At 62.8% G+C, this 6,774-nt stretch carries 6 protein-coding genes and 1 pseudogene; all 7 read left to right on the plus strand.

Features of this window, described 5'->3' with window-relative positions; translation table 11 throughout:
• Positions 1–3 precede the first annotated feature (3 nt).
• Complete coding sequence (hemC, locus tag Q0X47_RS08200) at positions 4–1,125, plus strand: hydroxymethylbilane synthase (RefSeq protein WP_297724911.1); 1,122 nt, start codon at positions 4–6, stop codon at positions 1,123–1,125.
• Positions 1,126–1,131: 6 nt separating this feature from the next.
• Positions 1,132–1,890: a uroporphyrinogen-III synthase gene (locus Q0X47_RS08205; RefSeq protein ID WP_297724900.1), complete on the plus strand. Its 759-nt coding sequence runs from the start codon at positions 1,132–1,134 to the stop codon at positions 1,888–1,890.
• A gap of 9 nt (positions 1,891–1,899) precedes the next feature.
• On the plus strand, positions 1,900–3,024 hold the full coding sequence (gene hemB, locus Q0X47_RS08210; protein ID WP_297724903.1) for a porphobilinogen synthase: 1,125 nt from the start codon (positions 1,900–1,902) through the stop codon (positions 3,022–3,024).
• An 87-nt stretch (positions 3,025–3,111) separates the two neighbouring features.
• Positions 3,112–4,521: a glutamate-1-semialdehyde 2,1-aminomutase gene (locus tag Q0X47_RS08215; RefSeq protein ID WP_297724906.1), complete on the plus strand. Its 1,410-nt coding sequence runs from the start codon at positions 3,112–3,114 to the stop codon at positions 4,519–4,521.
• A 44-nt stretch (positions 4,522–4,565) separates the two neighbouring features.
• A complete protein-coding gene (gene purB / locus Q0X47_RS08220) occupies positions 4,566–6,023 on the plus strand; it encodes an adenylosuccinate lyase (protein WP_297724908.1) in 1,458 nt (485 codons plus the stop codon).
• Between the two features lie 132 nt (positions 6,024–6,155).
• The gene (locus Q0X47_RS08225) at positions 6,156–6,380 is read left to right on the plus strand and encodes a heavy-metal-associated domain-containing protein (RefSeq protein WP_296181360.1); all 225 of its coding nucleotides are present in this window, start codon (positions 6,156–6,158) and stop codon (positions 6,378–6,380) included.
• A 65-nt stretch (positions 6,381–6,445) separates the two neighbouring features.
• Positions 6,446–6,774: pseudogene (locus Q0X47_RS08230) on the plus strand (ATPase P); the annotation flags it as partial.

Genomic DNA, 6,774 nt, shown 5'->3' on the forward strand with positions numbered 1-6,774 from the left:
CTTATGCAAACGATTGGCAGCGCTGAGCGTCCGCTCGTGATTGGCACCCGGGCCTCTGCCCTAGCTTTGACTCAAACCCGCGCCGTCGCCTCCGATTTGGAGCAGCGCGGGTTACACGTCCAAGTACAGACGTTTACCACGGAGGGCGACGTCAACCGGGCTTCCCTAGCTAGCCTCGGCGGAGTCGGCGTATTCGCGGCGGCTCTGCGCGTGGCACTGCTGGAGGGCCACTGCGACCTGGTGGTGCACTCTTTGAAAGACCTGCCCACCGTGCCGGTAGACGGTTTGGTCGTGGCGGCCACCCCAACTCGTGAAGATCCGGGGGACGTACTGGTGGCGCGCGACAATCTCGGTTTGGCGGATTTGCCCGCCGGTTCGCGCCTGGGAACCGGCTCGCCGCGCCGAGCTCGCCAGATAGCGGTAGCGCGCCCGGATATTGAGCTGGTAGACATTCGCGGCAACGTCCCCACGCGGGTCGGACGGGTGAAAGGTTTGGCTGCCGTAGCCGAACGGGCCGGCCTGCAGCCGGGCAAGGCCGCCGCGGACCTAGACGGGGTGGTGTTGGCACGAGCCGGGCTGCACCGCTTGGGAATGGACGACGCCATCACGGATAGCCTGGAAGGCACGGTGATTCCGGCCGGCGGGCAGGGCGCGCTAGCCCTGGAAACCCGCCCCGAACTGTTGGACGCCGCAGAGGGGCGAAACTTCGCCCAAATCCTCAAGTTTGTGGACGACGAACCCACCCGTTTAGAGGTCAGTGCGGAACGCGCCCTGCTGCGCTACCTGGAGGCGGGCTGCGCCGCACCCTTGGGTGTGCGCGGAGTCGTGACCTGGGACAAACGAGTCGAAGCGCCCTCGGGACGTCTGGAATTGACCGCCCGAGTGATCGGAAATCAGGGCGAAGTCTTGGAAGTCAACGGGGAAACCACCGTGTTGCTGGGGGCTGAAGCCGCGCAGCGTGATTTCGCGCTGGCCGCTGCCCAACAGTTGGGGGTGGATTTGGCTGGGGAACTGTTAGCGGCCGGAGCAGCAACAATCGCCGACCTCAAGGCCGCTAAAACCGAGCCGACCCAGAGTGGTGCGAATCAGACTGTAGACAATGAAAAGGAATTGTGGGGGGAATAACATTTGATGAAACCTAAACTGTTGGTGCCCAGAGTCCCGGGAGACGTGTTGGCACAGGGACTGAAAAAGGCGGGGCTGCCGGTGGTGTGCGCGCCCGTGACCGAAAAAGTGCCCACCCCTAGCGAGGACTGGTTCGAGCCGATGCAGCGGCTGCAGAGCGGGGAATACGACTGGGTTGTGCTCTCTAGCGTGGCAACAGCCACGTTCCTGGACGCTCACTACGACTTGGAAGATTTGTTTGCTCAAGTGCAGGTCGCAGCCGTGGGTGCCGCCACCGCTGAAGCCATCCGTCAGCTTGACGGTCATGTTGACCTGGTTGGGCCCGATCCGGCCTGTGCCGAGTCGCTGGTCAAGGTGTTTCCGGCGGGAACCGGAACGGTGCTGCTGCCCGGTGCGGTCGGGGCGGCCCCGACCTTGGGGCAAGGGCTGAACCGTAAGGGATACAACGTGGAAAAGCTCCGGCTCTATGAATCCGTGTGCCTGCCCGATTTACCGCTGGAATGGGAGACCGCCCTGGCTCCCGGAACGCAGACCTACGTGCTGGTTACGGCCGGTTCGGTAGCATGCGCCGCCCACGAACTGTTGACGAAAGCCGGCGTGAAACAATGGCCCGAACCCATCGCTTTCGGGAAATCTTCCGCCACCGTGCTGCGAGAATTGGGCTGGTCAGCCGCCGAGGTTTGTGAAACCACGAACACCGAAGGGGTCGTTCGGGCTTATGAAAACGTTGTTCGAGAACTAGAACAGAAAGCCGCACGAGATTAGGGGATAACTATGACAGGATTACCGCACGCCGCAAATTTGGGGGTAGGACCGACCACCCCGAGCGCTACCGGGGGACGGCACACCGGGACTTGTGAAACCGAGTCCAAGGGCGGGATGAATGAAAAGGTCGTGCCCGCGCGGAAACTGCCCCACGGGCTGACCCCTTTTGTGCGTCCCCGCCGGTTGCGCACCTCCGTGGCGATGCGTCGCCTGGTGGCGGAAACCCGCTGGAGCCCCGAACAGCTGATTCTGCCCGTATTCGTGCGTGACGGGATTAGCGAACCGGTAGAGATTCCGTCCATGCCCGGCCAATACCAGCACACGCCCGAGTCTTTGGCGCAGTTGGGTCGGGAAGCGGCGGATGCCGGCATCGGGGGCATGATTGTATTCGGAGTCCCCACCGACGCTGACAAAGACGAAACCGGCTCGGCAGCCTGGGACCCCAACGGGATTCAAAACCGGGGCATCGCCGCACTCGCCGATGCGGTCGGGGATCAGCTGGTGGTCATGGCCGACACCTGCCTGGACGAGACGACTTCGCACGGGCATTGCGGGCCGCTGCGCCCTGACGGTGTGGTAGACAACGATTGGGCGGTGTCCTGTTACGCTGCTACGGCGGTGTCACAAGCGCGGGCCGGGGCGGTCGCGGTCGGCCCCAGCGGCATGATGGACGGCCAGGTCGCCGCGATCCGTGCGGCTTTGGACGAAGCCGGGTACAGTGACGTGGCGATTATGGCCTACTCCGCCAAATATGCTTCCGGCCTGTTCGGACCGTTTCGGGACGCGGTCGGTTGCGCCCTGAAAGGCGACCGGCGCACCTATCAGCAGGACCCCGCCAACCGCCGCGAGGGACTGCGCGAAACCCTGCTGGACATCGAGGAAGGCGCCGACATGGTTATGGTCAAGCCCGCCTCGCTGTACCTGGACGTGCTGGCTGACGTGGCCGCGGCTTCGCCGGTGCCGGTGGCCGCCTACCAGGTGTCTGGCGAATACGCGATGATTGAGGCGGCAGCCGCTAACGGCTGGATTGACCGTTCTCGCGTCATCGACGAGTCCCTGACCTCGATTGTTCGGGCCGGAGCGGACATCGTGTTGACGTACTATGCGATTGAGGCGGCGCAAGGCTTGGCCTAAGCCGTAACCGCGCCACGGTGAGCAATCCGAACACATTACCTGAAAGACCTTGTGACACAGTACTTTCATCACCCAAAGGAGGGCGAAGTGACAACGAATGCTGATTTGTTTGCGGCGGCGCAAGCCGTCATTCCCGGCGGGGTTGATTCTCCCGTGCGCGCCTATGGTTCGGTCGGGGGCGTGCCGGCTTTCGTAGCTCGCGCCAAAGGTCCGCGCGTGTGGGACGCGGAAGGTCACGAGTTCGTTGACCTGGTTTGTTCCTGGGGGCCGATGCTGCTGGGTCACGCCGATGAACGTGTGATGGAGGCCGTGACGCGCGCAGCTGAGGCGGGTCTCAGTTTTGGCGCGCCTACCGAGTCAGAAACGTTGCTGGCCGAGGCTATCCGGCAACGTGTCCCGCTGGCGGAAAAGGTCCGTTTCGTTTCGACCGGGACCGAAGCGACCATGACCGCCATCCGCCTGGCGCGGGGGGCGACCGGTCGGGATTTGATTATCAAGTTCGCCGGTAACTATCACGGGCACTCTGACGGTTTGCTCAGCGAGGCCGGTTCCGGGGTCGCCACCGGCGGTTTGCCCTCCTCCGCGGGAGTACCGGCGGGGATTTCGGCCTTGACCTTGGTGGTGCCCTACAACAATGTGAAAGCTGTGCAGGAGGTGTTTGCCCGGCGCGGTTCCGAGATTGCTGCGGTCATCGTGGAAGGTGCCGCTGCGAATATGGGGGTCGTGGCACCGCGGGCGGGATTCCTACCCGAACTTTCCCGGCTGTGTCGCGAGTACGGGGCGTTGATGATTCAAGACGAGGTGCTGACTGGGTTTCGGGTGTCGCGTTCGGGCTGGTGGGGGTTGTCCACCGGGCGGGAATATTTGGAAAGTCCGGAGGGCACCACGTCCGGGCCGGCGGGACTGTTCCCGATAGGGGTCGCCGCCCAAAATGAGGGTGTGACTTTTGGCGAGTGTTGGACCCCGGACTTGTTGACTTTCGGCAAGGTCATCGGGGGAGGAATGCCCTTGGCGGCCATCGGAGGTCGCGCCGAACTGATGGATCAGCTCGCGCCTCTCGGCCCGGTCTATCAGGCCGGAACCCTGAGCGGCAACCCGCTGTCCTGCGCGGCCGGGTTGGCCACTTTACAAGGTGCCGACACTTCTGTTTACGGCAAGGTTGATGCGGTGGCTGACACGATTGCGGGCGCTCTGGACGCGGCGTTGAAACGCGAGGGCGTGCCCCACTTCATCGGGCGGGCCGGATCGCTGTTCTCCGTGTTTTTTTCCGAGACTCCCGTCACCGATTATGCCGGCGCGAAAGCCCAGGAAACCTGGCGGTTCGCCCCGATGTTCTGGGAGTTTTACCGGCAAGGCGTCATGCTGCCGCCTTCCGTGTTTGAAGCCTGGTTTGTTTCCGCGGCCCACTTCGGTGACGACGGAGCCATCAACCGGATCTTGGATGCGATTCCGGCCGCGGCGAAAGCTGCCGCCACCGCACGGGCGCCCCAGGCCTAAACCTAGGCGCCAACCATCCCTCACAACTATTGAAAGCAAAACAAATGGCAACTGAATTTCCCACCGCACACGTTGATTTAGGGGCGCTAAGCCCGGAGATTGCCCTCGGTTCGCTGGACGGACGATACCGCGGGGTCGTAGCCCCGCTGGTGGACTGGTTTTCCGAAGCGGCGGTGAACCGGGCGCGCCTGTTCGTCGAGATAGAGTGGCTCATTTGGCTCACGGACCAGGAAGTGCTGGACGGTGCGCCGGTGTTGAGCGCGGCGGAAAAATCGTATCTGCGCGGCCTGGTCGGGACTTTCGGGGCAGACGAAATCGCTACGCTGAGCCAAACCGAAGCGAAGACCAAGCATGACGTGAAAGCGGTGGAATACCTGTTGAAGTCCGCCCTTGAGGCCGCCCCGGAGGCTTTAGGCGGCACGGAAGGCCAGGCACTGCCGAGCCTGAAAGAAATGGTGCACATCTTCTGCACTTCCGAGGACATCAACAACCTGACCTACGCGATTTTGATTAAACACGGGGTGGGACGCGTGTGGCTGCCCGCCGCCCGCGCCCTGCAAACCCAAATCACCGACCTGGCTCGGGAAAATGCAGACGTGCCGATGCTCGCCCACACCCACGGGCAGCCCGCCACCCCCACCACCTTGGGACACGAACTTGCCGTGTTTGCCTGGCGTATGAACCGTCAGCTGAAACGCGTCGAAACCCAGGAATACTTGGGCAAAATCAACGGCGCGACCGGCGATTTCGCGGCGCACACGGTGGCAGTGCCCAAAGCGGATTGGGCGGCGCTGTCGCGCGGATTCGTCGAGGACCGGCTCGGACTGACCTGGAATCCTTTGACCACCCAGATTGAGTCCCACGACTATCAAGCGGAACTTTATGCGACGGTAACGCACTTCAACCGCATCGCCCACAATCTCGCTACCGACATTTGGACCTATATTTCCCTGCGGTATTTTGCCCAGGATTTGGCGGCGCAAGGCTCGACCGGATCCTCGACCATGCCGCATAAAATCAACCCGATTCGGTTCGAAAACGCCGAAGCGAACCTCGAGATTTCCTCCGGCCTGTTTGAGGTGCTGGAACAGACCCTGGTCACGACCCGGATGCAGCGCGACCTTACCGATTCCACCACCCAGCGCAATATCGGCACCGCGTTTGGCCACTCCCTGCTGGCAATCGATAACCTACGGCGCGGACTGGCCGGGCTGAAAGTTGATGCGGCCGTGATGGCAGCCGATTTGGACGACAACTGGGAAGTGTTGGGCGAGGCGGTCCAACAGACCATGCGTGTGGCGGGGATTGCCGGAGTTTCCGGCATGGATAATCCATATGAGCGCTTAAAAGAGCTGACCCGCGGGCACAAGGTGGACGGGGCTCGGATGCGCCAGTTCATTGCCGACCTGGGGCTTCCCCCGGAACAAACCGCACGTTTGCAGGCCCTGACCCCCGCGACCTACACCGGGATAGCCGCCCAGCTAGTCGACTATCTCGAATAAGCGTGCTAAGCCCACTAAACAGGGCCGATTCCGGTTTCGCCGGGTGGGAATAATCCGGCGCAACTGGTGGTTAAAATAGACAGTGGCCCTACGAGCGGCCAATATCGCAAAACAGCAACGAAAGGAACCCTAATGGCAACCCTAACCATGAACCTCGACGGACTGACTTGTGACATGTGCGTCAAGCACATCACCGCTGACCTCAGCGACCTAGCGGGTGTGGAGCGCGTCGAAGTGGTGCGTGACGAGGGCCGCGGTGTCGCTACCGTGACCGGCGAAAGCCTGCCCTCCGACCAGGTCCTCACCGAAACCGTGCAGGACGCCGGCAACTACCGCGTCGTGTCCATCGACCGGTAGATTTTGTTTCCTTCGCTGTCTCCAGCGGTGGTGTTGGGGCGGCGCGGGAACGGCCCGGTGGTTTGATGACACACAACGAAACGACAGTTAATTCCTCCGCTGACCTGGAGGTGGATCCGGCGGTGGACCCGACCGGGTTGCGCCGGAAAGACCTGGGGCGTCGCCTGGTGGTGGCCGTGATTTTTGGTCTGCCGGTGATGGCGATCTCCATGCTGGAAGTCCTGCAGTTCCCGGCTTGGCAGTGGGTTGTAGGTGTTTGCAGTCTGCCGGTGGTGGGGTGGGCCGCCGCGCCGTTCCACCGTGGGGCTCTGCGGGCGGCACGAGGGGGGTCCACCACGATGGACACCCTGGTCGCGTTGGGGGTGAGCGTGGCGACGCTGTACTCCTGGGGGGC

The organism is uncultured Mobiluncus sp., from assembly GCF_947254095.1.
Lineage (GTDB): Bacteria > Actinomycetota > Actinomycetes > Actinomycetales > Actinomycetaceae > Mobiluncus.

What these genes read in the sequence shown, in the direction of transcription:
- purB (WP_297724908.1), top strand. Translation starts at nt 4,566, where the DNA reads ATGGCAACTGAATTTCCCACCGCACACGTTGATTTAGGGGCGCTAAGC.
- Q0X47_RS08225 (WP_296181360.1), top strand. Translation starts at nt 6,156, where the DNA reads ATGGCAACCCTAACCATGAACCTCGACGGACTGACTTGTGACATGTGC.
- Q0X47_RS08205 (WP_297724900.1), top strand. Translation starts at nt 1,132, where the DNA reads ATGAAACCTAAACTGTTGGTGCCCAGAGTCCCGGGAGACGTGTTGGCA.
- hemB (WP_297724903.1), top strand. Translation starts at nt 1,900, where the DNA reads ATGACAGGATTACCGCACGCCGCAAATTTGGGGGTAGGACCGACCACC.
- hemC (WP_297724911.1), top strand. Translation starts at nt 4, where the DNA reads ATGCAAACGATTGGCAGCGCTGAGCGTCCGCTCGTGATTGGCACCCGG.